General features: G+C 69.0%; 27 protein-coding genes. 19 read left to right on the forward strand and 8 right to left on the reverse strand.

What is annotated here, in order from left to right:
• Window positions 1-248: 248 nt before the first annotated feature.
• The 3 genes from ACFWF2_RS04940 (at window position 249) to ACFWF2_RS04950 (ending at window position 1,497) form a co-directional block, all read left to right on the forward strand.
• Window positions 249-614, forward strand: coding sequence for a YidH family protein (locus tag ACFWF2_RS04940; protein WP_379304687.1), 366 nt, complete (start codon window positions 249-251; stop codon window positions 612-614).
• Window positions 611-919, forward strand: a complete 309-nt coding sequence (locus ACFWF2_RS04945; RefSeq protein ID WP_379304689.1) for a DUF202 domain-containing protein — start codon at window positions 611-613, stop codon at window positions 917-919. The genes ACFWF2_RS04940 and ACFWF2_RS04945 overlap by 4 nt, the downstream gene beginning before the upstream one ends.
• A 209-nt stretch (window positions 920-1,128) precedes the next feature.
• Window positions 1,129-1,497, forward strand: coding sequence for a GatB/YqeY domain-containing protein (locus tag ACFWF2_RS04950; protein WP_379304691.1), 369 nt, complete (start codon window positions 1,129-1,131; stop codon window positions 1,495-1,497).
• A gap of 41 nt (window positions 1,498-1,538) precedes the next feature.
• On the opposite strand, the gene ACFWF2_RS04955 is transcribed toward ACFWF2_RS04950, so the two are convergent.
• From ACFWF2_RS04955 to ACFWF2_RS04965, 3 genes are all read right to left on the reverse strand, one after another.
• Entirely contained in the window at window positions 1,539-2,051 is a 513-nt protein-coding gene (locus ACFWF2_RS04955; protein WP_379304693.1) for a DUF1990 family protein, read from the reverse strand.
• Between the two features lie 57 nt (window positions 2,052-2,108).
• The gene (locus ACFWF2_RS04960) at window positions 2,109-2,585 is read right to left on the reverse strand and encodes a M23 family metallopeptidase (protein ID WP_379304744.1); all 477 of its coding nucleotides are present in this window, start codon (window positions 2,583-2,585) and stop codon (window positions 2,109-2,111) included.
• A 118-nt stretch (window positions 2,586-2,703) separates the two neighbouring features.
• On the reverse strand, window positions 2,704-3,117 hold the full coding sequence (locus ACFWF2_RS04965; protein WP_379304695.1) for a hypothetical protein: 414 nt from the start codon (window positions 3,115-3,117) through the stop codon (window positions 2,704-2,706).
• Window positions 3,118-3,529: 412 nt separating this feature from the next.
• Here ACFWF2_RS04965 and rpsB point away from each other — a divergent pair, with 412 nt between their 5' ends.
• The 5 genes from rpsB (at window position 3,530) to ACFWF2_RS04990 (ending at window position 7,893) form a co-directional block, all read left to right on the forward strand.
• A complete protein-coding gene (rpsB, locus tag ACFWF2_RS04970; protein WP_189024364.1) occupies window positions 3,530-4,393 on the forward strand; it encodes a 30S ribosomal protein S2 in 864 nt (287 codons plus the stop codon).
• Between the two features lie 108 nt (window positions 4,394-4,501).
• Entirely contained in the window at window positions 4,502-5,326 is an 825-nt protein-coding gene (gene tsf / locus ACFWF2_RS04975) for a translation elongation factor Ts (protein WP_379304697.1), read from the forward strand.
• 224 nt (window positions 5,327-5,550) lie between these two features.
• Entirely contained in the window at window positions 5,551-6,279 is a 729-nt protein-coding gene (pyrH, locus tag ACFWF2_RS04980) for a UMP kinase (RefSeq protein ID WP_378852259.1), read from the forward strand.
• 49 nt (window positions 6,280-6,328) lie between these two features.
• Window positions 6,329-6,886, forward strand: a complete 558-nt coding sequence (gene frr, locus ACFWF2_RS04985; RefSeq protein WP_030202900.1) for a ribosome recycling factor — start codon at window positions 6,329-6,331, stop codon at window positions 6,884-6,886.
• A gap of 140 nt (window positions 6,887-7,026) precedes the next feature.
• Window positions 7,027-7,893 carry a phosphatidate cytidylyltransferase gene (locus ACFWF2_RS04990; RefSeq protein ID WP_379304746.1) on the forward strand — a complete coding sequence of 289 codons (867 nt, stop codon included), beginning with the start codon at window positions 7,027-7,029 and terminating at the stop codon, window positions 7,891-7,893.
• Between the two features lie 9 nt (window positions 7,894-7,902).
• Here ACFWF2_RS04990 and ACFWF2_RS04995 read toward each other — a convergent pair whose 3' ends face one another.
• Complete coding sequence (locus tag ACFWF2_RS04995) at window positions 7,903-8,274, reverse strand: lipopolysaccharide assembly LapA domain-containing protein (protein WP_379304700.1); 372 nt, start codon at window positions 8,272-8,274, stop codon at window positions 7,903-7,905.
• A 113-nt stretch (window positions 8,275-8,387) separates the two neighbouring features.
• Between ACFWF2_RS04995 and rlmN the strand changes: the two genes are divergently transcribed.
• Entirely contained in the window at window positions 8,388-9,497 is a 1,110-nt protein-coding gene (gene rlmN, locus ACFWF2_RS05000) for a 23S rRNA (adenine(2503)-C(2))-methyltransferase RlmN (RefSeq protein ID WP_379030882.1), read from the forward strand.
• A gap of 4 nt (window positions 9,498-9,501) precedes the next feature.
• Here rlmN and ACFWF2_RS05005 read toward each other — a convergent pair whose 3' ends face one another.
• Window positions 9,502-10,305: a transglutaminase family protein gene (locus ACFWF2_RS05005; protein WP_379304702.1), complete on the reverse strand. Its 804-nt coding sequence runs from the start codon at window positions 10,303-10,305 to the stop codon at window positions 9,502-9,504.
• Window positions 10,306-10,481: 176 nt separating this feature from the next.
• Between ACFWF2_RS05005 and ACFWF2_RS05010 the strand changes: the two genes are divergently transcribed.
• The 4 genes from ACFWF2_RS05010 (at window position 10,482) to ACFWF2_RS05025 (ending at window position 14,918) form a co-directional block, all read left to right on the forward strand.
• Complete coding sequence (locus ACFWF2_RS05010; protein ID WP_379030876.1) at window positions 10,482-10,904, forward strand: uL11 family ribosomal protein; 423 nt, start codon at window positions 10,482-10,484, stop codon at window positions 10,902-10,904.
• Window positions 10,905-11,051: 147 nt separating this feature from the next.
• On the forward strand, window positions 11,052-12,713 hold the full coding sequence (locus ACFWF2_RS05015; RefSeq protein ID WP_379304705.1) for a protein kinase: 1,662 nt from the start codon (window positions 11,052-11,054) through the stop codon (window positions 12,711-12,713).
• Window positions 12,714-12,775: 62 nt separating this feature from the next.
• Window positions 12,776-13,909, forward strand: coding sequence for a serine/threonine-protein kinase (locus tag ACFWF2_RS05020; RefSeq protein WP_379304707.1), 1,134 nt, complete (start codon window positions 12,776-12,778; stop codon window positions 13,907-13,909).
• A gap of 43 nt (window positions 13,910-13,952) precedes the next feature.
• Window positions 13,953-14,918, forward strand: a complete 966-nt coding sequence (locus ACFWF2_RS05025) for a LysR family transcriptional regulator (protein WP_379304709.1) — start codon at window positions 13,953-13,955, stop codon at window positions 14,916-14,918.
• A gap of 71 nt (window positions 14,919-14,989) precedes the next feature.
• On the opposite strand, the gene ACFWF2_RS05030 is transcribed toward ACFWF2_RS05025, so the two are convergent.
• A complete protein-coding gene (locus ACFWF2_RS05030; RefSeq protein WP_379304711.1) occupies window positions 14,990-15,259 on the reverse strand; it encodes a DUF2631 domain-containing protein in 270 nt (89 codons plus the stop codon).
• 95 nt (window positions 15,260-15,354) lie between these two features.
• Here ACFWF2_RS05030 and dxr point away from each other — a divergent pair, with 95 nt between their 5' ends.
• From dxr to ACFWF2_RS05055, 5 genes are all read left to right on the forward strand, one after another.
• The gene (gene dxr / locus ACFWF2_RS05035; protein ID WP_379304713.1) at window positions 15,355-16,536 is read left to right on the forward strand and encodes a 1-deoxy-D-xylulose-5-phosphate reductoisomerase; all 1,182 of its coding nucleotides are present in this window, start codon (window positions 15,355-15,357) and stop codon (window positions 16,534-16,536) included.
• 27 nt (window positions 16,537-16,563) lie between these two features.
• The gene (locus tag ACFWF2_RS05040; RefSeq protein ID WP_379304715.1) at window positions 16,564-17,760 is read left to right on the forward strand and encodes a M50 family metallopeptidase; all 1,197 of its coding nucleotides are present in this window, start codon (window positions 16,564-16,566) and stop codon (window positions 17,758-17,760) included.
• Window positions 17,761-17,875: 115 nt separating this feature from the next.
• Window positions 17,876-19,030, forward strand: a complete 1,155-nt coding sequence (gene ispG / locus ACFWF2_RS05045; protein WP_379304717.1) for a flavodoxin-dependent (E)-4-hydroxy-3-methylbut-2-enyl-diphosphate synthase — start codon at window positions 17,876-17,878, stop codon at window positions 19,028-19,030.
• Window positions 19,031-19,185: 155 nt separating this feature from the next.
• Window positions 19,186-20,049, forward strand: a complete 864-nt coding sequence (locus tag ACFWF2_RS05050) for a GNAT family N-acetyltransferase (RefSeq protein WP_379304719.1) — start codon at window positions 19,186-19,188, stop codon at window positions 20,047-20,049.
• A 65-nt stretch (window positions 20,050-20,114) separates the two neighbouring features.
• On the forward strand, window positions 20,115-21,905 hold the full coding sequence (locus ACFWF2_RS05055) for a penicillin-binding transpeptidase domain-containing protein (RefSeq protein WP_379304721.1): 1,791 nt from the start codon (window positions 20,115-20,117) through the stop codon (window positions 21,903-21,905).
• Here ACFWF2_RS05055 and ACFWF2_RS05060 read toward each other — a convergent pair.
• Together ACFWF2_RS05060 and ACFWF2_RS05065 are read right to left on the reverse strand one after the other, a co-directional pair.
• On the reverse strand, window positions 21,899-22,102 hold the full coding sequence (locus ACFWF2_RS05060) for a hypothetical protein (protein ID WP_379304723.1): 204 nt from the start codon (window positions 22,100-22,102) through the stop codon (window positions 21,899-21,901). The genes ACFWF2_RS05055 and ACFWF2_RS05060 overlap by 7 nt on opposite strands.
• Before the next feature lie 267 nt (window positions 22,103-22,369).
• Entirely contained in the window at window positions 22,370-22,867 is a 498-nt protein-coding gene (locus tag ACFWF2_RS05065; RefSeq protein ID WP_379304725.1) for a peroxynitrite isomerase, read from the reverse strand.
• A gap of 113 nt (window positions 22,868-22,980) precedes the next feature.
• Here ACFWF2_RS05065 and ACFWF2_RS05070 point away from each other — a divergent pair, with 113 nt between their 5' ends.
• Window positions 22,981-24,327 (forward strand): TIGR03118 family protein, encoded by a 1,347-nt coding sequence (locus ACFWF2_RS05070; RefSeq protein WP_379304727.1) that lies wholly within the window; start codon window positions 22,981-22,983, stop codon window positions 24,325-24,327.
• Window positions 24,328-24,439: the final 112 nt, after the last annotated feature.

Genomic DNA, 24,439 nt, shown 5'->3' on the forward strand with positions numbered 1-24,439 from the left:
GTCTGGTGTGCTCGCACGTGTGGCTGGCGCGCACGCACGCGTGACTGGCGCGCTCGAACGGGTGGCCGGTGCGCTCGAACGGGTGGCCGGTGCGCTCGAACGGGTGGCCGGTGTGCTCGGGGCGCGTGACCGGCGTACCCAGGCGTGTGCGCGCTGCGATCCCGCGTGGGTGACCGGCGCGCCCGCGCGGTGGCGTTGCGGTTGTGTCCCCGGTTGGCACGGCAAGATGGGGAACGGAGGTGGTGGTGATGGCGTTGCCCGAGGTCGGGGGCGAATCCGAGGACGGTGAGGAAGAGCTCGACTATCGGTTCACCCTCGCCAACGAGCGAACGTTTCTGGCCTGGATCCGGACCGCGCTCGGCTTGCTCGCCGGCGGTGTCGCCGTGCACGCCCTGGTCCAGCCACTGCGACTGGCCGGGTTCGGCGGTGTCATCGCGGTGAGTTGCCTGGTGATGGCGCTCGCGGTGGCGCTCGGCGCCTTCCGGCACTGGCGCCGGATCGATGTCGCGATGCGTGTAGGGCGGCCGCTTCCCGGCACGATTCTGGTTCCCGTGCTGTCGGTCGGCGTGGCACTCGTCGCCGCTCTCGCCTGCCTGGCGGTGCTGCTGTCATGACGGCGCCTACCTTGGCCATGGAGCGCACCGCGCTGGCCTGGCGCCGTACCTCCCTGGGGGCGGCGGGTTGCGCCCTGCTGTTCGCCCACCAGGTCACCCGCGACGGCTGGCCGACCACCACGCTCCCACTGGCCGCCGCCCTGGTGGCCTTGCTGCTGAGCTTCCTCGGCTGGTCACGCGGTCGCGCACTCCACCACGGGCGGGTAACCGCGGGCGGCCGCGTCGTGCTGACCGCAACGCTCGCGGTGGCAGTGATCGCGCTCATCGCCGTCAGCGGCGTGCTGGTCGACCGGCTGTCCGGCTGAGCCCTCGCAGAATCGAGCGGCATGGCGACCGTGCGAACGCAATCCCGCCGGGTCCCGCGCGCACCCAGCACATGTCCCCGCAGCATCGATCGGCCTCATCGCCTGCCGCGACTCGCGCGTGCGGTTGCCCGACGACGGCTTCCCCACCATGGCTACCGCGGTGAGAACTCGCTCGACGCTCACCGGACCGGCAATTAGGCTCGTCGAGCATGACTCCCGGAGTGTCGGACCAGCCCGATTCAGCCCTGCGCGAGCGGCTCCGCGCCGCCTTGAAGCCCGCGATGAGGGCCCGTGACCGCAGTGCGATCTCGGCACTGCGCTCCGCGCTGGGAGCGATCGACAATGCCGAGTCGATCGACGCGGCAGACGTGAAAGCCGGTGCGCTGGAAGACAGTGCGGTGGGCCTCGGCGCCGCCGAAGCCCACCGCCGCGACCTCACCGAAGCCGACATCGCCGACATCGTGCGCCGTGAAATAAGCGAAAGACGAGACGCCGCAGCCGAATACGGACGGCTCGGCGCCACCGACCGCCGCGACTCCCTTACCGCCGAAGCGGACACCCTCGCCGCCCTCCTCTGATCGCCGCGGTCGCGAGGAGTCATCGCCTTGATCAGGTGGGCTCAGTCGCCCGTGGGCAGGGTGTTCAGGTAGCGGTGGGCGAACCAGCGCTGGATCAGCCGGACGACGGGACCGCCCAGCCGCACATACCAGGTACCGGGTCGTGAGAAGGCGGTGACCAGTCCGTACACCGCGTCGTCCGTGGGGTCGTATTCGACAGCGAACAGTTCCTCACCCACCTCGGGATGTCCGGGGAGCGTGCCGTAGGCGAACCCCCGCCTATCTGGTTCGTCCAGAACGTAGACCACCCGGCAGGGCGCGACGATGCCGATCGGGCCGAGCCCGATCCGGACCGTCAATTCCGTTCCCGCCACCGCGGTTTCGGTATCCGCGCGATCGAAGACACCGGAACCCTTCTGTACCCCGAAGTCGAGGATGTGCGTGGCGGCCCGGTCGAACAGATCACGGCCGTGGCCCAGCGGCCGCCGATGCTCGAACCGGTGGTAGCCCGGCGGAAAGGTCGCACGGGTGGCGCCCACCTCGGGGTAGGTGAAAGGCGCTGATTCCTCTGACACACCCTGATTGTCGTCCCGCGATCGAGGTCGATGTACTCGGTGTGGCCGAGTGGTTCGTCACAGCACCGCCTCCAGCGGCTTCAACCGGACCGGCACCTCGTGCAGCAGACCCAGCGGATCGACATATTCGCGCCTGCCGTGCTCGCTCGACTCCCGCCGCGCACCCCAATGCAAACACGCGGCGGCCGGACACCCCTCATGCCCGGCCGCCAACGTGCCGATCGGCGTACCCCTGCTCACCCGTCTACCCACCGTGACCTGAGCTTCCACCGGCTCGTAGGTCGTGCGCAGACCGCCGGGATGGTCGATGGACACCACCGGTTTGTCCGCGACCACCCCCGCGAACACGACGATGCCGTCGCCCGCGGCGAACACCACCTGCCCCGCGGTACCCGCCAGATCCACCCCGCGATGCCCGGGCAGCCAGTTCCGCTCCGGTTTGTCGAAGCGTCGTTCGACGGTCGGTCTCGGTCGCAACGGCCACCCGAACACCCCCACGTCCGCCGCACCGACCGGCGCAGCGCCCCCGAACATCACCGCCACCAGCCACAGCGCCGCGACACCGTGCCCAGCCACCCGACCTTCGCCGGTGACGAACCGATGGCGTCCACCCCGCGAGACCCGGCGCCGCAGAGAAATGCCCACACCGCACTCAGCGATGCGGCCGAGGCGCGGGCACACGCTGTGGCGTGGCGAGCGTCCGCACGAGATCACGCAGCACGGCAGGCAACTCCGCCGCCGACCCGCTCCCACCGCCACGGACGACGATCTCGACCTCGACCGGTGCGGCCGGGCGCCCTGACGGCCCACGCCCCGCGGACGGAGGCGTACCGGTCAGATCGTGGACCGTCACCCGAACCGGAATCGGTGCGGGCACCGCACCGTCGCGCGGAGGAACCCCGTGCCGCTGGGGCGGAGTATCGGGCGCTACGGCACCACCGCCGCCCGAGCACACCGGCCCGACCGGCGCCCGATCACCGGGAAGCGCCGCCGCGGGCGCAGCCAGCACCCCCGCGGCGCACACCAGCGGAAACGTGGAGATCAGAGTTCGTGTGAAGGTGTTCATGCCCCTACTCTCGGTGCAGAACAACCCGCCCGGCGGCCCGGTTCGCCGAATGTGGACAACTCCGCCAGATGTGGATATCGCGCACTTCACCGCGGGTATGGGCGGTCCGCGCACGGGGCGATTTCGGCCCTGGCGCAGGTCCGCGTAGACTGATCAACGCGGTTTGTGCTCAGCAGCGAGTGTGTGCACAGCACGGACCGACTTCGCGCGCCACCCGTGCTCGTCCATCCGGTCGTCGCTCGCTATGCAGACGGTCCGCGAGGGCATGTCAGCGCGAGTTCTCCAGCGGATGAACAGTGAAATCGTCGGCTGGTCCCGGTTTTCCGATCGGGTCCGGCGGTTTCGGTGGCGCCAGGGCAGTCGATCGCCGATCGGCTGCGTCAACCGGCAACGAAAGAGAGATACGGGAGCTATGGCTGTCGTAACTATGAAGCAGCTGCTCGACAGCGGCGCGCACTTCGGGCACCAGACTCGTCGGTGGAACCCGAAGATGAAGCGGTTCATCTTCACCGACCGCAACGGCATCTACATCATCGACCTGCAGCAGACGCTGACCTACATCGACAAGGCCTACGAGTTCGTCAAGGAGACCGTCGCCCACGGTGGCACCGTTCTCTTCGTCGGCACCAAGAAGCAGGCCCAGGAGTCGATCGCGGCCGAGGCGACTCGCGTCGGGATGCCCTACGTCAACCAGCGCTGGCTGGGTGGCATGCTCACCAACTTCTCGACCGTCCACAAGCGCCTGCAGCGCCTGAAGGAGCTCGAGGCCATGGAGCAGACCGGTGGCTTCGAGGGTCGCACCAAGAAGGAAATCCTCATGCTGACGCGTGAGATGACCAAGCTGGACCGCACCCTCGGTGGTATCCGCGACATGGCCAAGGTGCCCTCGGCCATCTGGGTCGTCGACACCAACAAGGAGCACATCGCCGTCGGCGAGGCTCGCAAGCTGAACATCCCGGTCATCGCGATCCTGGACACCAACTGCGATCCCGACCTGGTCGACTACCCGATCCCGGGTAACGACGACGCGATCCGTTCCGCCGCTCTGCTCACCAAGGTCGTCGCCTCCGCGGTGGCCGAGGGCGTGCAGGCCCGCGCGGGCCAGGCTTCCGGCGACGCGAAGCCCGAGGCCGGCGCCGGTGAGCCGCTCGCCGAGTGGGAGCAGGAGCTGCTGGCTCAGGCGACCCCGGCCGCCGAAGCTGCCGTCGAGACGCCCGCCGAGGCCGAGGCCGAGGTCAAGGCCGACCCGGCGCAGCACACCCCGGCCGACTTCTGAGCTGATCGGTAGCTCTACGTTCACCTTGCCGGCCCTTCTGAATTCAGAAGCGGTCGGCAAGGTGGTGTAAACACCCAAGCACCCCACACACGAGGAGGCTCGCCCCCGATGGCGAACTACACCGCTGCTGACGTGAAGCGGCTCCGGGAGCTCACCGGCTCCGGCATGATGGACTGCAAGAACGCGCTGGCCGACTCCGACGGCGATTTCGACAAGGCCGTCGAGGTGCTGCGCATCAAGGGCGCCAAGGATGTCGGCAAGCGTGCCGAGCGCGCGACCGCCGAGGGTCTGGTCATCGCCAAGGACGGCGTCATGGTCGAGATCAACTCCGAGACCGACTTCGTCGCCAAGAACGCCGAGTTCCAGGAGCTGGCCGAGGCCGTCGTCACCGCTGCCGCCGCCGGTAAGCCCGCCGACCTCGACGCCCTCAAGGCGCTCAAGCTCGACAACGGCACCGTCGACGAGGCCGTGCAGGCGCTGGCAGCCAAGATCGGTGAGAAGCTGGAACTGCGTCGCGTCGTCTCCTTCGACGGCCCGGTCGCCACCTACCTGCACAAGCGTGCTTCGGACCTGCCGCCCGCCGTCGGCGTGCTGGTCGAGTACACCGGTGAGGGTGACGCCGCCGCCGAGGCCGCCCGCGCCGCCGCCATGCAGGTCGCCGCGCTCAAGGCCCGCTTCGTCACCCGTGACGAGGTCCCGGCCGAGCTGGTCGAGAACGAGCGTCGCGTCGCCGAGGCCACCGCCCGCGAAGAGGGCAAGCCGGAGGCCGCGCTGCCGAAGATCACCGAGGGCCGCGTCAACGGCTTCTTCAAGGACGTCGTCCTGCTCGAGCAGGCGTCGGTCACCGACTCGAAGAAGACCGTCAAGGCCCTCCTGGACGAGGCCGGTGTCACCCTGACCCGCTTCGCCCGCTTCGAGGTCGGCCAGGCCTGATCCGCCTGAACCAGAGCCCCTCGGGAGCAGCCTACGTCTGCACCCGAGGGGCTCTTGCCGATTCATGACGGCAGCTGCCCCCGGTTCTGGGGTCTGCGCGTCGCGCAAGGGGGTCTTGTGCGGTGGCGGGAACCGGATAAGGCAGGATGGATGCCGCTCAGTGCGGCCGATTCGCGTGCCCGCAGTTCGACCGATCTCAACCTCGCCGAAGGAGACGAACACCCATGACCGACCCGGGTAACGACCGCCCTGGATACAACCGGGTGCTGCTCAAGCTGGGTGGGGAGATGTTCGGTGGCGGCGGGGTCGGTCTCGACCCCGATGTCGTGCAGACCGTGGCCGAGCAGATCGCCGAGATCGTCGAGACCGGTGTGCAGGTGGCCGTGGTGATCGGTGGCGGCAACTTCTTCCGCGGCGCCGAGCTGGAGGAGCGCGGCATGGAACGCGCCCGCTCGGACTACATGGGCATGCTCGGCACCGTGATGAACAGCCTTGCGCTCCAGGACTTCCTGCAGCAGCAGGGGGTGGACACGCGCGTGCAGACCGCCATCACGATGGGCCAGGTCGCCGAGCCGTACCTCCCGCTGCGCGCCAAGCGGCACCTGGAGAAGGGCCGCGTCGTGATCTTCGGCGCCGGTATGGGCATGCCCTACTTCTCCACCGACACCACCGCGGCCCAGCGCGCGCTCGAGATCGGCGCCGACGTGGTGCTGATGGCCAAGGCGGTCGACGGCGTGTTCGACGCCGACCCACGCGTGGAGAAGAACGCGAGCATGTACACCGAGATCACGTACAAGGAAGTGCTCGAGAAGGGCCTGAAGGTGGCAGATGCCACGTGCTTCAGTCTCTGCATGGACAACCAGATGCCGATTCTGGTGTTCAATCTGTTGACCAAGGGCAATATTGCCCGCGCAGTCGCCGGTGAACACATCGGCACCTTGGTTCGGTCCTGATCCCGCAACCGCGGAAGATGACGATGACGACGCTGTGGAGGAACCGGTCGTGATTGATGAAGCGCTCTTCGATGCCGAGGAGAAGATGGAGAAGGCCGTCTCGGTGGCGAAGGACGACCTCGGAACCATCCGCACCGGCCGCGCCAACCCGGGCATGTTCGCCCGCGTCGTGGTCGACTACTACGGTTCGCTGACGCCGATCACCCAGATGTCGAGCATCACCGTGCCGGAGCCGCGCATGGTGGTGATCAAGCCCTACGAGCAGAGCCAGCTCGGCCCGATCGAGAACGCGATCCGCAACTCCGATCTGGGCGTGAACCCGACCAACAACGGTGACATCCTGCGCATCACGGTGCCGCAGCTCACCGAGGAACGTCGCCGCGAGATGGTCAAGATGGCCAAGGGCAAGGGCGAGGACGCCAAGGTCTCGATTCGCAACGTCCGTCGCAAGGCGATGGACGAACTCGGCCGGATCCAGAAGGATGGCGAGGCGGGTGAGGATGAGGTCGGGCGCGCCGAGAAGGAGCTCGACAAGACCACCGCCAAGTACGTGGGCCAGATCGATGAGCTGGTCAAGCACAAGGAAGCCGAACTGCTCGAGGTCTGAGCGCAGATCTCGCCAGTCCCGCTCGTGCGGGGGATGAACGGAACGACGAGTTGAGCGACGGGACAATCGTGGCCGAAGACGCCGCCGCCACCGGAGCGGCACCGGAGCCGACGCCGGACCAGGTCGAGGAGACCGGCGCGGTGCCGCAGACACCGGACGACGCGGCGCCTGCCGAGCCGCAGGCGCCCACGTCGCGCGCGGGTCGCAACCTGCCCGCGGCCCTCGCGGTCGGGCTCGGGCTCGGCCTGTCGCTGATCGCGATCCTGCTGTTCGCCCCCAAGGTGTTCATCGGGGTGGTCGGCGCGGCGGTCGGCGTCGCGACCTGGGAGGTCGCCAAGCGGCTGCGCGAGGCCGATGTCCTTGTCCCGCGGATCCCGCTGCTGGTCGGTGGCCAGGCGGTGTTCTGGCTGGGCTGGCCGTGGGGTGCCCAGGGCGTGGTCGGCGCGTTCGCCGCGACGGCGCTGGTCTGCATGGTGTGGCGGCTGTTCGACCATGGGCTGAGCACCGCGCCCAAGAACTTCCTGCGCGACACCGCGATCACGTTGTTCACGCTCACCTGGATCCCGCTGCTCGCCGCGTTCTCGACGCTGCTGCTGCTCGAACCCGACGGCAACCTGCGGGTGCTGACGTTCATGATCCTGGTCGTCTGCTCCGATGTCGGCGGTTATGTCGCCGGCGTGCTGTTCGGCAGGCATCCGATGGTGCCCGCGATCAGTCCCAAGAAGTCGTGGGAGGGATTCTGCGGCTCGCTGGTGTTCAGCGTGATCGGTGGTCTGCTGACCGTCACCCTGCTGCTCGAGGCGAACTCGATGATCGGTGTCGTGCTCGGTGTCGGCCTGGTCGTCGTCGCGACCTGCGGCGATCTGGTCGAGTCGCAGATCAAGCGGGAACTGGGCATCAAGGACATGGGGACGATGCTGCCCGGCCACGGCGGCATCATGGACCGCCTCGATTCGATGCTGCCCTCGGCCTTCGTGTCGTGGCTTGTGCTCAGCGCGCTGCTGTAGAGCGCCAGGTCAGGGCTTCTTGGCGGCATGGCGTAGCTGCAGGATGCGCACGCCACCGACCAGACCCATCACCAGCGCGCCCGCGATCACCGACAGCAGCACGGTGATGCCGATCGGGAGCGAGAAGTGCCAGAACAGCAGGTCGACCGTGACCTTTTCGAGGTTCTGGATGATGAAGATCAGCACGATGATGCCGATGAGCGCGGCCGCGAGCAGGGCGATCCAGGCGTAGCCGGTTTTCGAACCGTGGACCCCGGGCGGGGTGGCGCGTTTCGCGGGCGCCCGCTCGTCCCGGCGATGCTTGGCCTCGGTGTGCTCGGTCGTCGGTGCCGCGGGCTCCTGCTCGGCCGGTGACGCCCCTGATTCGGCATTGGTGGACATGGTTCGATCATTGCCGACAGCTATCACCCGTGCACGCATCTTCTCGATAACGGCGTTCGGCGTGGCGGCCCGCCGACCGGGCCCGCTGCTTCGTTTGGGACAATGGTCGAATTATGGCCATCTCCCTGCCCCTCGTGTTCGATGCCCCGCGTCGCGGTATGCCGCCGCGCCACCTCGCCGATCTCGACGCGGACGAACGCAAGGTCGCGGTGCAGGAGCTGGGACTGCCGAAGTTCCGGGCCGATCAGCTGGCCCGCCAGTACTACGGCAGGCTGCAGGCCGATCCGGCGCAGATGACCGATCTGCCCGCCGATGTGCGCGAGAAGGTCGGCGAGACGCTGTTCCCGCCGCTGCTGTCGGTGGTCCGCCATCTCGCCTGCGACGAGGGTGACACGCGCAAGACGCTCTGGCGTGCCCACGACGGCACCCTGCTCGAGAGCGTGCTCATGCGCTACCCCGACCGCAACACGCTGTGTATCTCGAGCCAGGCGGGCTGCGGCATGGCGTGCCCGTTCTGCGCGACCGGCCAGGCCGGACTGAACCGCAATCTGTCGACCGCCGAGATCGTCGACCAGGTGCGTGCCGCTGCCGCCTCGCTGCGCGACGGTGAGGTGCACGGTGGTCCCGGCCGGCTGTCCAACATCGTGTTCATGGGGATGGGCGAGCCGCTGGCCAACTACAAGCGGGTGGTGAACGCGGTCCGCCGGATCACCTCGCCCGCGCCCGACGGCCTCGGCATCTCGCAGCGTTCGGTGACGGTGTCGACCGTCGGCCTCGCCCCCGCGATCCGCAAGCTGGCCGACGAGGATATGTCGGTGCGGCTCGCGGTCTCGCTGCACACCCCCGACGACGAACTGCGCGACACCCTGGTCCCGGTGAACAACCGCTGGTCGATCGCCGAAGTGCTCGACGCCGCCCGGTACTACGCGGACAAATCCGGGCGCCGGGTGTCGATCGAGTACGCGCTGATCCGCGACGTCAACGACCAGCCGTGGCGGGCGGACATGCTCGGCAAGAAGCTGCACAAGGCGCTCGGCCCGCTCGTCCACGTGAACCTGATCCCGCTCAACCCCACCCCGGGCAGCGAGTGGGATGCCAGCCCGAAGCCGGTCGAGAAGGAATTCGTGCGCCGCGTGATCGCCCAGGGCGTGTCGTGCACGGTGCGCGATACCCGCGGCCAGGAGATCGCCGCCGCCTGCGGTCAGCTCGCCGCCGAAGGCTGATCGGCTATTCGATGCTGATCGGCCGCACGAAGTCGTCGTAGGGCAGCGGGCCGTCGACGAAGGCCTGCACCGACATCGAGTTCAGGGTGATGTCGCCGCCGTGGTTGTCCAGGAAGGCGATATCGGAGGCGTCGCGGCCGGTGGCGATGCGGACCAGGCTCGAGCGCGGCGCGAGACAGGTCGGATCCAGGGTGCGCCACGCGCCGTCGACGTAGGCCTCGGCGACGGCGTGGAAGTCCATCGGCACGCAGCCGGGGGCATAGACCGCCGCCACCCGGGCTGGGACGCCGACCGCGCGCAGCAGCGCCACCACCAGGTGGGAGAAGTCGCGGCAGACGCCGGTTCCGGACAGTAGCGTTTCGACCGCGCCGTCGATCGGCGCGCTGCTGCCCGAGACGTAGGAGATGCGCCTGCCCACCCAGGCCGCGACGCGGGCGGGCATGTCCGGATCAACGATGCCGTAACCGAATTCGGCGGCGGCGAAGCCGACGAGCTTGTCCGATTCGGCGTAGCGGCTGGGGCGTCGGTACAGCGCGATCTCATAGTCTGTCGCCGGTGCGGGAACGGCTACGCCGAACACCGTCGCCTGATAGTCGAGGCGGAGCGTGCCTGCGCGTGCCTCGAGCACATGGAGCCGGGAATGGTGCGGTCCGATCACCTCGCGCGGGGTGAGGAACTCCCCGTCGAGCACGCACGTCATGGACTCGACCAGGTCGATGCCCGGTTGCCGGGCGACGGCGATCTGCCATTGCAGGACCGTGTCGGCGTGGACCGCGATCTCCAGGGTGGCGGAAACGTCACGTTTCACCGCTCCAGCCTGCCAGGCGGACAGGCGCGGGGCGACTCGAACACGACCTCGTGCCGGATCGCGGCCCTGCTGGCCCGGCTCATGACGCCGGGACTGCGCACGAAGCTCGAACACGTTGCGGCCCAGGCGTTACCGGGGTGGGACCGGATCGAGGCCCGCGTCCGAGATGGTTGACTATGGCGCGCGGAACAGCCTCTGTCACAGTCACTCTCGAACTCGAGGCGGGCAATGCCTCCCTCATGATCCTCGGCAAGATGCTTGGTCCCACCGGCATCCCGCCGTTCGAAGTCAAACGCCGGTACGACGCGGCGACCGCGGATCGGCGTGGGGAGATCATCCCCGCGGTCATCACGATCGATGCCCGCAAACGCTGGACCATGCGGCTCAAGACGCCGCCCACCGCGTCGCTGATCCGCAAGGCCCTCGGCACGCCCGGTTCACCCCAGCCCGGCCACAAGCCGGTCGGCGCACTCTCGCGAGAACAGTTGCGGCGCATCGCGATCCGCAAACTTCCCGACCTGAACACCACCGACGTGGAGGCGGCGATGCGCATCGTCGCGGGGACCGCCCGATCGATGGGTGTGCGGATCGAGGACTGACCTCTGCCGCCGAACTCGATCCTGTGCTCGTCTGCGCGGGGACACAGATGCCCGGCGCGACCCGTCCAGACGTTAAGTTGGTGACGGCCGAAGCGGCGGATGCCCGCCGTCGGCGTGGAACCGATTCGGCGGGACAACGGGGGAAGCATGCTTGCGACGGGCGACGTCTTCGCCGGATACGCGATCGAACGCAGGCTGGGGCAAGGCGGCATGGGGTCGGTGTACCTGGCCCGCCACCCCCGGCTACCGCGTCAGACCGCGCTCAAGCTGCTGAATCCGGAGTTGTTCGCCGACACCGAGATTCGTGCGCGATTCGAACGCGAAGCCGATCTGGCGGCACAGCTGGAGCACCCGAACATCGTCACGGTATACGACCGCGGCGTCGACGACGGGCGGCTGTGGATCAGCATGCAGTTCGTCGACGGTGTCGACGCGGCGACCATCGAGCACCCCGTTCCCGCTGAGCGGGCCCTGCACATCGTCGAGGGCACCGCGGCCGCGCTCGACCACGCCCACCGCAACGGCGTCCTGCATCGCGACGTGAAACCCGCCAATATCCTGCTGGCCGACTCGGACGGCAGGGAACGGGTCCTGCTGACCGACTTCGGCATCGCCCGTCCCCGTGACGACGTCCACCACCTCACCCAGACCGGCACTTTCACCGCCACGCTGGCCTATGCGTCGCCGGAACAGCTCACCGGTGCCCATCTGGACCATCGCTCCGACCAGTACTCGCTGGCTTGCACGCTGTACTCGTTGCTGACCGGCGTCGCGCCGTACGAGGCGACCAATCCGGTCCTGGTGATCCAGGGCCACTTGCAATCGCCGCCGCCGTCGGTGCGCGGGCACCGGCCCGAACTGCCTGCGGCACTGGACGCGGTGCTCGCCCGCGCACTGGCCAAGCGCGCGTCCGATCGCTTCGACTCCTGTGCGGAATTCGCCGCCGCGGCCCGTCGTGCCCTGAGCGGGACCGGTGCGCAACCCACGGTCTTCGCCGGGTCGTCGATGCCGCAGTTCGCTCAGCCGAGTCCTTACGGTCCGGCACTCCCGGCACCGCAACACGCAGCGCCGCAACCCTATCCGGGGCTCGCTCGGCCGCCGTCGGGAAATCCGGCGCCGCCGTATCACGGCTACGCACCGCGGCCGGGCGCCGCTGGTCCGCGCCCGTATCCGCAGGGCCAGGCTCCGCCGCCGCGCAGGCGCACCGGTCGACTGGTCGCCCTGGCGATCGTGTGCGCGCTCCTGCTGGGCGGCGGCGTCTGGGCATGGCAGGACGACACCGGATTCGTTGCGCAGCAACTCGAGCGATCCCGCGGCCACCGCGACCTGACCGCCATGTCCGAGGCGTTCCCCGGAATGCTGCCTGCGTCGTCGGACAAGAACGACGGCTACGGGGGCACCACGTGCAAGGGCGCGCCGGTGTGGAAATCGTTCTACGCGATCGACAAAGGCGCGGAGCGGAGTTTCAACGGCTGGCAGGCTCGATGGGAGTGTCTCGGCCCCGGCGACGACACCTTCGCCTACCGCTTCTACAGTTTCGGCACCGTCGATGCCGCCCGGTCCGCGGTGAGCGCCTTCACCGCGGCGTCGACCGATCGAGGTACGGTCACCGTCGGCACGCGGCAGGAACATCGGCTCATCTGCACCGACCGGTACGACGGTGAGAAGGCCACGATCATCTCGACTTTCACCAGTCCTGACCATGCCCGTTTCGTGCTGCTGGCGATGCCGGCGGCGCGCGGCAACAAGGGCGACAACCAGCGGTGGCTCGACGACCTGGTCACGCGGATGGCCAAAGCCCCCCTGTGACAGAGGGCGCCGTTTGGTAGGGTCCACACCCGTCGGACGACGAGCGAGATTCGGGGGTCAGAGTGGTTTCTGACGGGACGGTATTCGCCGGATACACGATCGACCGGCAGCTGGGCCGTGGCGGGATGGGGTCGGTGTATCTGGCCAGGCATCCGCGGCTGCCGCGGTGGACCGCGCTGAAGCTGCTGAATCAGGAGCTGTACTCCGACTCCGAGATCAGGGCCAGGTTCGAGCGGGAAGCCGACCTGGTCGCCCAGCTCGACCATCCGAACATCGTGACCGTCTTCGACCGCGGCGTCGAGGGCGATCAGCTGTGGATCAGCATGCAGTACATCGACGGGGTCGACGCCTCCACGCTGGACCCGCGGACCTTACCGCCGGACCGGGCGGTGCAGATCATCGGCGAGACCGCCGCCGCGCTGGACTACGCGCATCGCGCGGGCGTACTGCACCGCGACGTGAAGCCGGCCAATATCCTGCTGGCACGGTCCAACAGCCAGGAACGGGTGTATCTCACCGATTTCGGGATCGCCCGGCTGCGCGACGACTCCGGGCACCTGACCGAGACAGGGTCGTTCACCGCCACGCTCGCCTACGCCGCGCCCGAGCAGCTCACCGGCGCCGCCCTCGATCACCGTGCCGACCAGTACGCGCTGGCCTGCACGCTGTTCTCGCTGCTGACCGGCACCGCGCCGTACGAGGCCGCGAGCCCGGCCGCCGTCATCACCGGGCATCTGCAGGCCCCGCCCCCGCCGGTGAGCCCGCGCCGGGCCGGGCTGCCGCCGGTGCTCGACGCCGTGATGGCGCGTGCGCTCGCCAAGCGGCCCGCCGACCGGTTCACCTCGTGCGAGGAGTTCGTCGACGCCGTGCAACGGGCACTGCGCACCGGGACCACCGGCGCGCGGCCGACGGCGGCACCCACGTCGGGGGCGCACGCCCAGCCGTTCGTCGGGATGACGCCGATGAGCCCGGTCAACGTGCCGGGCGTCCCGCGTCCGGCGCCGGTGAATCCGTACCAGCCGATGGCGCCTCGCCCCGTCGCCCCCGCGGCCTGGCAGCAGCAGCCGCCGATGCGGCCACCGGCACCGTATCCGGCACCGTCGCGCGGCGGGTGGGGATCGATGTTCGGCACCTTCCTGATCTGGATCGCCGTCATCGGGTCGATCATCGGCCTTGTCTGGTTGCTGTACCAGTGATCGGGCGGCAGGCCGCCGCGGCGGGTGCCATATTCTGGTCAGAATGAGCGACTTCGATGTCACCGCCGCCGACTCTGTCGACCTCGCCCGGCTGCGTCGCTTCGTCGCGGTCGCCGAGGAACTGCATTTCGCGCGGGCCGCGAAGGGCTTGCGGATCTCCCGGCAGGCCTTGAGCGCCACCGTCATCGAGCTGGAGAACGAGCTCGGGACAAAGGTTTTCGTGCCGGGTGCCTCGCCGACCCAGCTGACCGAGGACGGCGCCGCGCTGCTGAACCATGCCAGGGCGTTGATCAGCGCGCAGGAGCAGGCCGAGCGCGAGCAGAAGCCGGAAGCGCCTGCGAGTCTGCGGGTCGGGTTCGTGCCCGGTGTCACCGTGTCGAAGTGGGCGCGGATCTGGGGTGACCGGCTGCCGGAGCATCCGCTCGAGGTCGTCGGGGTCGCGCAGGGGGAGCAGGAGTCCGCGCTGCGCGAGGGCCGGATCGATCTGTGCTTCGTGCGGTTGCCGATCGACCGGACCGCGATGAACGCGATCCCGCTGTGGCAGGAGACGCCGGTCGCGGTCGTGCAGAAGGACGACGCGCTCTCGCTGCTGGAGACGATCAGCCCCGCCGATCTGGCCGAGGAACGCGTCCAGGACGGCAGCGACATCGACCAGGCCGTCGACACGCTCGCGCTGGTCGCCGCCGTCGGCGGCGCGACGATCGTGCCGCAGTCGATCGCGCGTCTGCATCACCGCCGCGATCTGGTGTACCGCCCGATCAGCGACACCGAGTTCACCGAGATCGCCCTGGCCTGGCCCGCGGGCACCGACAGCGCACTGCTAGAGGAGTTCGTCGGGATCGTGCGCGGCCGCTCGGCGAGCAGCTCCCGCGGTGTCGCCGCCGCGGAACCGGAGCGGCGCGCCGCGGCGAAACCCGCGCGCAAGAACACGCCCAAGAAGCCGGCGGCCAAGCAGCAGCCCGCGCGTCAGGCCAAGGGACGCAAGCCGGGCGCCCGGCGCGGCCGCTGACCTGCGGATACACGAAAAAGCCTGCGGCGCAACGATGTTGCGGCCGCAGGCGGAGGTTTCGTGCCGAAGTGCTACCTCGGGACGCGCCGGGTGAGCGAGTCGACGACCATGATCCCCGCGAGCAGACCGGCCAGGCCGATGAGGAAGATGTCCTCCACGTGGCCCTGGTGGTTGCCGATGGTCATGCCGAGCAGGGCCACGACGACGACCCAGCCCGCGATGCGGAAGGTCTTGCGCGACTCACCGCTCCAGCCCCATGCGGCCGAGGGCACCTCGGCGGGGTCGACGCTGGTGGCGACGGCGCGCTCGGTGCTGGCTTTTTCGAGGTCCGTGGCGGCCACGATCGCTCCTTAGGGCTCGAGTTCTGGTTGGGCGAGTGGTCATATCGTGGCATACGACCGTCCGTCGTAGCCAGCAGCCCTGCCACAATGGGGCCGTGTCCCACCCAGCAACGCGTGCCGCACAAGGCCGCTCCACGTCCGCCGACCGGGTGAAGGTGCTGCTCCTCGGCAGTACCGGTTCGATCGGTACCCAGGCGCTAGAGGTGATCGCCGCCAACCCCGACCGCTTCGAGGTGGTCGGCCTCGCCGCGCGCGGTGGCAACACCGCCCTGCTCGCGGAGCAGATGGCGGCCACCGGCACCCGCAATGTCGCCGTCGCCGATCCCGCCGCCGCGCAGGCGCTCGACCTCGAGCTCGGCGGCCCCGAGGCCGCGACCGAACTCGTGCGCCGCACCGACGCCGATGTCGTGCTCAACGCCCTGGTCGGCTCGCTGGGCCTCGGCCCTACCCTGGCCACGCTGGAAGCGGGGACCCGGCTCGCGCTGGCCAACAAGGAATCTCTCGTCGCCGGCGGTTCGCTGGTGACCCGCGCGGCCGCGCCCGGCCAGATCGTCCCGGTCGATTCCGAGCACTCCGCGCTCGCGCAATGTCTGCGCGGCGGCCGGGCCGAGGAAGTCGCGCGTCTGGTTCTCACCGCTTCGGGCGGGCCGTTCCGCGGCTGGACCGCCGAGATGCTCGAATCGGTGAATCCCGCCGAGGCCAAGACCCACCCGACCTGGTCGATGGGCCCGATGAACACCCTCAACTCGGCGTCGCTGGTGAACAAGGGCCTCGAGCTGATCGAGACCCACCTGCTCTTCGGTGTCCCCTACGACCGCATCGACGTCACCGTGCACCCCCAGTCGATCGTGCACTCCATGGTCACCTTCACCGACGGCTCCACCCTCGCCCAGGCCAGCCCGCCGGACATGAAGCTGCCCATCGCCCTTGCTCTCGGCTGGCCCGACCGGGTCCCCGGCGCGGCCGCCGCGTGCGACTTCGGCACCGCGTCGACCTGGACGTTCGAACCGGTCGACGACAAGGTCTTCCCCGCCGTGCGCCTGGCCAGGCAGGCGGGCGAGGCGGGTGGCAGCGTCACCGCCGTCTACAACGCCGCCAACGAGGTCGCGGTGCAGGCCTTCCTCGACGGCAAGATCAGCTTCCCCGCGATCGTGCGCACCGTCACACAGGCGGTAGAGGCCGCCGACCGTTGGCAGGCGGAACCCGATACCCTGGACGACGTCCTCGCGGCCGACCGCTGGGCACGGCAGTACGCCACGGAAATCATCGCGTCCTGACACGACGCGAATCGACACAGGAGCCAGATGGTATTCGCGCTGGGGTTCGCGCTGTTCGCCCTCGGTATCACGATCTCGATCGCGCTGCACGAGTGCGGGCACATGTGGGCGGCGCAGGCCACCGGCATGAAGGTGCGCCGCTACTTCATCGGTTTCGGACCCAAGGTGTTCTCGTTCCGCCGTGGTGAGACCGAGTACGGCCTCAAGGCACTGCCGCTCGGCGGCTTCTGCGACATCGCGGGCATGACCGCGCTCGACGAGCTCGAGCCCGAAGAGGTCGACCGGGCGATGTATCGCCAGTCGACCTGGAAGCGCCTGGTCGTGATGTTCGGCGGTATCGCGATGAACTTCCTGCTCGGCTTCGTGCTGCTGGTCGTCCTGGCGATCGGCTGGGGTCTGCCGCAGCTCGAGCAGCCGCCCGCGACGTCGCTGGGCTCGATGAGCTGCGTCGCGCAGCAGAATCCCGATCAGACGATGCAGCCGTGTGCCGGCGCGGGTCCGGCGCAGCGGGCCGGTCTGCAGCGCGGTGACGTCGTGACCGCCGTGAACGGTGTGCCGGTGACGACCTGGGTGCAGTTCCAGGCCGAGACGCAGAAGCAGACCGGCACCTTCACCTACACGATCGAGCGCGACGGCAAGACGCTGACGGTGCCGGTGACCCCGGAGCGCACGATGCGGTACCCGAAGGAGGGCCCCAGCCGCGAGGTGAGCGCGGTCGGTGTCGGCCCGGACTTCGCGGAGCCGCAGCAATACGGCCCGGTCGCCGCGATCCCGGCGACCATCTCGTTCACCGGCGACTTCTTCATCGAGACGGTGAAGTCGCTGGCGAAGATGCCGCAGAAGGTGTCGGCCCTGTGGGAGGCGGTCACCGGCGGTGAACGTGATCCGGAGACCCCGGTCAGCGTCTACGGTGCCAGCCGCATCGGTGGCGAGACCGCCGAACGTGGCCTGTGGGGCATGTTCATCCTGGTCCTGGCCAGCCTGAACTTCTTCCTCGGCGCGTTCAACCTGCTGCCGTTGCTCCCGCTGGACGGCGGGCACATCGCGGTCGTGCTCTACGAGAAGGTCAGAGACACGATCCGATCGTGGCGTGGCAAGGCCCCAGCCGGTCCGGTGGACTATCTGAAACTGCTCCCCGTGACGTATGTGGCGGTGGTGATCGGTGGTGCGTTCATGCTGCTGACCCTGGCCGCCGACATCGTCAACCCGATCCGCCTACCCTGATCCGCGTCCGCCCGTTGTCGTGCCCCTCACAGGGCGCCCCTGGTACCGGCGCGACTAAGCTCGGCAGCAACAATCCCGGTCGAATCGACACACGTACGAAAGAAGGCAGCCGAACGTGACCAGCACAATCGGATTGGGGATGCCCGCCGCCCCCGTTGCTGTTCTCGCACAGCGGCGCAAGACCCGCCAGCTGAAGGTGGGCAATGTCGGCGTCGGCAGCGACTCGCCGATTTCGGTGCAGTCGATGACCACCACCAAGACCCATGACATCAACGCGACGCTGCAGCAGATCGCCGAGCTGACCGCGTCGGGCTGCGACATCGTCCGGGTGGCGTGTCCGCGCCAGGAAGACGCCGACGCGCTCGCCACGATCGCGAAGAAGTCGCAGATCCCGGTGATCGCCGACATCCACTTCCAGCCGCGCTACATCTTCGCCGCGATCGACGCCGGGTGCGCCGCGGTCCGGGTGAACCCGGGCAACATCAAGGAGTTCGACGGCCGGGTCGGCGAGGTCGCCAAGGCCGCGGGCGCCGCGGGCATCCCGATCCGCATCGGCGTCAACGCCGGTTCGCTGGACAAGCGGATGCTGGAGAAGTACGGCAAGGCCACCCCGGAAGCGCTCGTCGAGTCGGCGCTGTGGGAGGCGAGCCTGTTCGAGGACCACGGGTTCGGCGACATCAAGATCTCGGTCAAGCACAACGACCCGGTGATCATGGTGGAGGCCTACCGGCAGCTGGCCGCGCAGAGCGATTACCCGCTGCACCTCGGCGTCACCGAGGCGGGCCCCGCGTTCCAGGGCACGATCAAGTCGGCGGTGGCCTTCGGCGCGCTGCTCAGCGAGGGCATCGGTGACACGATCCGGGTCTCGCTGTCGGCGCCGCCCGCCGAGGAGGTCAAGGTCGGCGGCCAGATCCTGCAGTCGCTGAACCTGCGCCCGCGCAAGCTCGAGATCGTGTCGTGCCCGTCGTGCGGTCGCGCCCAGGTCGACGTCTACACCCTCGCCGACGCGGTCGCCGCGGGCCTGGACGGGCTCGAGGTGCCGTTGCGGGTCGCGGTGATGGGCTGCGTCGTGAACGGTCCCGGCGAGGCGCGTGAGGCCGATCTCGGTGTCGCCTCGGGCAACGGCAAGGGCCAGATCTTCGTCAAGGGCGAGGTCATCAAGACCGTGCCGGAAGCCCAGATCGTGGAGACGCTGATCGAAGAGGCGATGCGCATCGCCGAGGAGATGGGCGAGCAGCCCGGCGGCGAGCCGGTCGTCACCGTCGGGTGAGACGGCGGGCCGGAGGCGGTAGCGCAGCGTCACCACGGAGGCCCTCGCGATCCCGGCCATTCGACGCTGCCGGCTGAGTTCTCCTGCTTTCACGGTCGGGCGTCGGATTCCGCGGACCCGTACCACTCGGCGTGCTTTCGTGGCAGGCTGGTGCCGTGCGGAGTCTGCTGGAGCCGACGCGACGGTCCAAAACCGCGCCTGCGCGCCCGGTGTCCGTCCGAGATCTGGCCGAGGTGCTGCGTGTCCTGGACGCAGACCCGGTGGCCTCCTGCATGATCGCCGCCAGGGTCCAGGAGTTCGGTCTGGACGCGCGCTCCGGTCTCGGCGAGTTGTGGAGCCGCGGCGGGCCCGCGGATTCGCTGTGCTTCTCCGGCGCGAACCTGATGCCACTGCGCGGTGACCAGCAGGCCCTTCGCGCGTTCGCCGAACGCGCGGCGCGCTGGCCGCGGGTGTGTTCCTCGGTGGTCGGCAGGCAGGAACTCGCGCTGCCGCTGTGGGAACTGCTGCTGCCCAAGTGGGGGCCTGCCCGGGATCTGCGCGCCGATCAGCCGCTGCTCGCGCTCGCCTCGCCCGCGCTGGCCCGGCCCGACGGCGGAGTGCGCCGGGTCAGGCCCGACGAGATCGATCGCTACCTGACCGCCGCCATCGCGATGTTCATCGAGGAGGTCGGCGTCGACCCGCGCGCCGGCGACGGTGGCCGCGGCTATCGGCGGCGGATCAAGAGCCTGATCGAATCAGGAAGGGCCTGGGCACGTTTCGAGGACGGCGTGGTCGTCTACAAGGCGGAGATCGGCGCGCTGTCTCGGCGGACCGGCCAGATCCAGGGCGTGTGGGTGCATCCCGAGTTCCGTGGCTCCGGTGTCGGCACGGCGGGCACGGCCACGGTCGCGAATGCTGTTGTCGCGACGGGACGTACAGCCAGCCTGTATGTCAACGACTACAACCAGATCGCCCGACGTGCCTACAGCCGTGTGGGTTTCCGCCAGATCGCCACCTTCGCCACGGTGCTCGTCGACTGAATCCACCGTGTGTACGGCGCCGTCATCCGGGGTTTGCCGCCCGGTCGCGGCTACGATCGGTGCCGATGAGGACACGGATGGTAACCACGTTCGCGGTGGCCGCCCTCGCGGTGGCGGCGACCGCCTGCTCCTCCGGCCCGCAGGGACCGGTGCCCGCCGCCGACGCCTTCGCCGAGGCGTTCGCCGACCGCGATCTCGTCGCGGCCGCCGGGCTGACCACCTCGCCCGAGAAGGCAACGGCCGCACTGACTTCGACGTGGCAGGCGCTGCAGGCCGAGAAGCTGGAGATCAGGACCGGCGACGCCCGCGTCAGCGGTGACACCGCCACGGTCGACTACACCTACGCCTGGACCCTGCCCAAGGGACGCCAGTGGACCTACACCGGCGAACTGCAGATGGGCCGCAGCGGTGGCCGCTGGCTGGTCCGCTGGACCTCGGCCGACATCCACCCCAAACTCGGCGACACCCAGGCGCTGGAACTGCGCACCGCGCCCGCACCGCGCGCGCGGGTCAACGAATCGGCGGGCAGCGATGTCCTGGTGCCGGGCAAGGTGTCCCGCGTTCGCTTCGACGTGGCGAAGGCCGCCGACCCGGACCGGGTGGCCGGGGCACTCGCCGCGGCACTGAGCCGGATCGATCCGGTCGCCTATACCCCGCAGTCGATCCTGACCGCCGCGCGCAAGGCCGAGGGGCCGCATTCGGTGATCCTGCTCAACGAGTACGAGGCCGAGACCATCGGTGGTGAACTGATCGGGTTGCCCGGGGTCACCCTGACCCAGGAGTGGGACATGGTGCCCACCGATCGCAAGTTCGCGCCCGACCTGCTGACTCAGGTCCGCAAGACGGTGATCGCCGAGGTCGACGGCAAGGCGGGCTGGAGTGTGGTCACCCGCAATGCCAACGGCGCCGATCTCGATGTGCTGCACGAGGTTCCGGCCCAGCCCGCACCCTCGTTCGCGCTGAGCATCGACCGGTTCGTGCAGAACTCCGCGCAGCACGCGGTGGACCTGCGCACCGAGCAGACCATGATGGTGGTGATCCGCCCGTCGACCGGTGCGATCCTCGCGGTCGCCCAGAACAAGTACGCCGACCGGGACGGTCCGGTGGCCACGAGCGGTCAGTATCCGCCCGGCTCGATCTTCAAGACGGTGACGGCCTCAGCCGCGATGGCGACGGGCATCGCCACGCCGGAGACCGTGCTGCCGTGCCCGAGCCACACCACCATCGGCGAGCGCACGATCCCCAACTACAACCTCTTCTCCGTCGGCGAGGTGCCGATGGCGACCGCCTACGAACGATCCTGCAACACCACCTTCGCGCGACTGGCGAGCAGGCTCGACAGCACCGCCCTCACCGAGGCCGCCGCCCGTCTCGGCATCGGCCAGGATTACCAGGTGGAGGGGCTGCCGACCATGTCGGGCTCGGTGCCACCCGCCGAGGAACTCGTGCAGCGTGCCGAGGACGGCATCGGCCAGGGCCGGGTGGTGGTGAGCCCGTTCGGGATGGCGGTGATGGCGGCGACGGTCGCGCACGGGTCGGCGCCGGTGCCGTATCTGATCGCGGGCCGGCCGACCGAGATCACCGGTGACCGGCCCGCGATCGACCAGGCCGTGGTTGACGGCCTGCGCTCGATGATGCGCATGGTGGTCACCGGCGGCACCGCCGAACGGATCAGGGATCAGGGCGAGGTGTATGGCAAGACCGGCGAGGCCGAGGTCGACGGCGGGTCGCACTCGTGGTTCGTCGGCTACCGCGGGGATATGGCGTTCGCGACGCTGCTGGTCAAAGGTGGCAGCTCCGACAATGCCGTCGCCGTCACCCGGGACATGTTCGCCGCGCTGCCACCCGGCTACTGAGCGGGGGTCTCGGTCGCCAGCCGCACCACCGCGAGGGAACTGCTCTCGGAATGGGCTGTCGCCATGTTGTGCGAGACGTTGTAGCTCGCAGCGGGTTCGGGTGCGGCGTTGGTGCCTGCGCCCTCGAGAAGGTCGATGGCGGCCGCGCCGCCCAGAATCATTCCGGCAGTGGTCAAGATCAGGGTGGAACGCCTCATGGTCCGTCTCCCTCGTTCAGGGTTTCGACGTGCTTTCCCGGGCAGCCTTTCGATTGTCTAGCGGTTAGCTGTTGCTTGAACCGTAGAACGGTGATCACAGCCGCAACAGGCGGCGAGAGCAAGCGACACCTAATTGTTGCGTTATGTGCGGGCGTGTTCGAACACAACCGGTATGTGACCGTGATGAAACGGTGAATGATCGGTATCGATCGCGCGAATGCGCAGTTCAGTGGCCGTGTCTGGGTAATATTTCGAATTCGGCGGCGGTCACGCGCGTTGCAGAGTTGCGGCCAGATGATGTTGCAGGGACTCACCGACGGCGGCCATTCGCAGCGTGTAGTCGATGGTGTCGCCGGTCACGTGGAATGAGCGGCCGAGGGCGGTAACCGATTTCGCCGATCCGGAGCGGCCGATATTCGTCGAGTTCAATTCGAGGCGAATTCCGTCGACGGTTTCGGTGATCGTGCCCTCGCTGATCTCGGTGATCCCGGTGGGGTGGGCGAGCATCAACTCGACCCGGCCGGGCGCTGGACTGCGCAGGTAGCCGGTCTCGGCGTGCATCGGCCTGCCGTCGGACGCCGACTTGGTTCGCTGCCGGTAGGTGATGAACGGCTTGCCGAGATGCCCGAAGATGATCTCCTCGACATAGTCGAACGGTTCGATGGTCGGGTACTCGCCGTGGCCGCGGCCACGCCAGCTGCCGAGCAGCGGTGCCAGGGCGGCGATGTCGGGGTGCGGGGCGACGGGGGCGGAGGGTTCGACCACGGGCGACAGCTTAGACCTGGCACGGGTGCGACGGTCACGGCACGCCGAGGCCGCCGTCAGGCTAAGGTCAGCCTCGCCTGAAACGCCGTCCGGCGGAGGCGAAAGGATAGAACGTGAACGGACATGTGAGGGGTACCCGCGGGGTACGGTCCGGGCTGGTGCGCGGTGTGGTTCTCGGTGCGGCCCTGCTGCTTGCCGCGGCGTGCTCGAGCAGCGAGACCGCCGGCGACGATGTCGCCGCGCTCGACGGCAACCGGTACAGCCAGACCAACCTGGCGGCCAACAAGGACTCCTACCACGCCCAGTTCACTTTCCCTGACCTGGTCAACGCCTGGGGCCTGGCCGATCGCCCCAAGGGCGCGGGCGGTCACTTCTGGGTCGGCGCAGGCGGCAAGTCCTACCAGTTCGTCGGTGACGTGCACGCGGCGTCGGACCCCAAGCTGCAGAAGCTGTTCCAGGATCAGCTCAAGCTCGTCGGCGTGCCCGGCGCCGACGCCGACACCTCCGACAAGAGCGCGGGCAAGACCACCGGCGTGGTCTTCAATCCGGCGCCGATCACCTCCGACCTGTTCGCCGTGCGCGACCAGTGGGTCGATGTCGACGGCATGCCGCTCCCGCTCGGCGGCTCCTCGCGCTTCATCTTCGCCACCGACTCCGGCAAGCTCTCGGCCTGGACCGAGCAGGCACCCGACGGCGCGATCGTGCGCCGCGACGGCGGCGCGAACCAGGTGTTCGACGGATCGGCGCAGGGCATGGCGTTCTTCGGCATCGCGCTCGCCCCGTCCGGTGACAAGCTGCTCGCCGCCGACTTCGGCACCGACCCGCAGGTCCGCACGTTCGACAAGTTCTGGCAGCCGGTGGCGACCACCGGTTTCGCCAACCCCTTCGCCACCGGCGACGTGATCGACCCGGCGACGCCCGAGAAGGGCAAGAAGGTCAAGCCGGGCGACCCGGCGCCGTTCAACATCACCACCCTTGGCAGCCGCGTGTTCGTGTCCTACGCGGTGACCAAGCCCGACGAGAAGGATCCGAAGAAGTTCGACAAGGCCGAAGAGGACGCCCTCGACGCCGAGGCCGACAAGGCCTCGAGCGGCAAGCCGGACAAGGGCAAGGTGGCCGAATTCGACGCAGCGGGCAAGCTGGTGCGGATCATCGACGACGGCGGCAGGCTCAACGCGCCGTGGGGCGTCGCGATCGCGCCGTCGAACTTCGGCGCGCTCTCGGGCAAGCTGCTGATCGGCAACTTCGGTGGCCTCGGCCGCGTGCTGGCCTACGACGACACCACCGGCACCTTCGTCGACTACCTGCGCGACGGTGACGCGAAACCGGTCGAGATCGCCGGGCTGTGGGCGTTGATGTTCGGCAACGGTGAGAGCCTGGGGGATGCGAACGCGCTGTACTTCACGGCGGGCCCCGAGGACGAGAAGGACGGCCTCTTCGGCAGCCTCCGAGTGCAGTAGGGCGGACAATTCGAGTGTCCGGTGGGTGATCGCTTCCGTCCCGGCTTGTTGTGCGGGACAGTGGAGGCGGAATGATTGCCGGGTGTGCGCCATCGCGTGCGGCGGTGTCTTC

The organism is Nocardia sp. NPDC060259 (assembly GCF_042728775.1).
Classification (GTDB): domain Bacteria; phylum Actinomycetota; class Actinomycetes; order Mycobacteriales; family Mycobacteriaceae; genus Nocardia.